Consider the following 993-nt stretch of genomic DNA (forward strand, 5'->3'; position numbering starts at 1 on the left):
CGCCGACGGCACCATGTAGTCCGGCAGCCGCGCACTTAAGTGCGCCCGCAAGGCGCCGGCCAGATCAGATCCCTCAGCTTCGCCGGCGTGCTCCGCAGCCGCAACGACATAGGCGACCAGACGCTGCTCGCCCGCGCGATCCTGTTGCGCCACGACAACCGCATCGCGCACTGACGCGTGTTCGACAAGCCGCGCGGCGATCTCGCCGGGCTCGATCCGAAAGCCGCGGATCTTCACCTGGTCGTCGTTGCGGCCCAAAAACGCCAGATTGCCGTCCGGCAGATAGCGCGCCAGATCCCCGGTCCGGTACAACCGGTCGCCTTCCACAAAGGGACTGGCGATGAACCGCTCCGCGGTCAGCTCGGCACGGTTCAGATAGCCACGCGCAACCCCCGCCCCGCCAACGTAAAGCTCCCCCACCGCCCCAAACGGCACAGGCGCGCCATGATCGTCCAGCAGATAAACCCGCGCGTTCGCAATCGGACGCCCGATCGGGATCGAGGCCAGCCCCTCGACGGCTTCGGATATCTCGAATGTGGCACATCCAACCGTTGCTTCCGTCGGACCAAATTGATTGATCAGACGCACGCTCGGAAAACGCTCTTGCCAAACCTGCATGTCTGCCGGAATTAAGGCCTCGCCCCCGACCATGAGTGCTCTTGTCGGAGCCGATCCTTTGTAGGCTTCGAGCCGTTTGTTCAGCATGCTTAGATGCGAAGGCGTCAGCTTGATTAGATCATAGGTCTGGCCATCCTCGACAGCAGCAAGCCAATCTATTGGGACAGTCTGGTTTAGAATGCGGAGCTTGGTACCGGCCAGCAAAGGCCCAAACAAGGACGTAATGCTGCCGTCAAAGCTAAACGACAGCAGCATCAGCGAGCCGTTCCCGGCTCCTTCGCAATGGACGCGATCCGACCAATGCAAATAGTTCACCAGACTTTGATGCTCGACCATGACGCCCTTGGGGGTTCCGGTTGAGCCGGAGGTGTAGAT

At 61.3% G+C, this 993-nt stretch carries 1 protein-coding gene; it reads right to left on the reverse strand.

Annotated elements, in window-relative coordinates:
- Positions 1-993 (reverse strand): amino acid adenylation domain-containing protein (locus tag KIP88_RS45840; RefSeq protein WP_308163852.1); only part of this gene is annotated, 993 nt, incomplete at its 3' end.

The sequence above is a fragment of the Bradyrhizobium sp. SRL28 genome, from assembly GCF_018596315.1.
GTDB lineage: Bacteria > Pseudomonadota > Alphaproteobacteria > Rhizobiales > Xanthobacteraceae > Bradyrhizobium.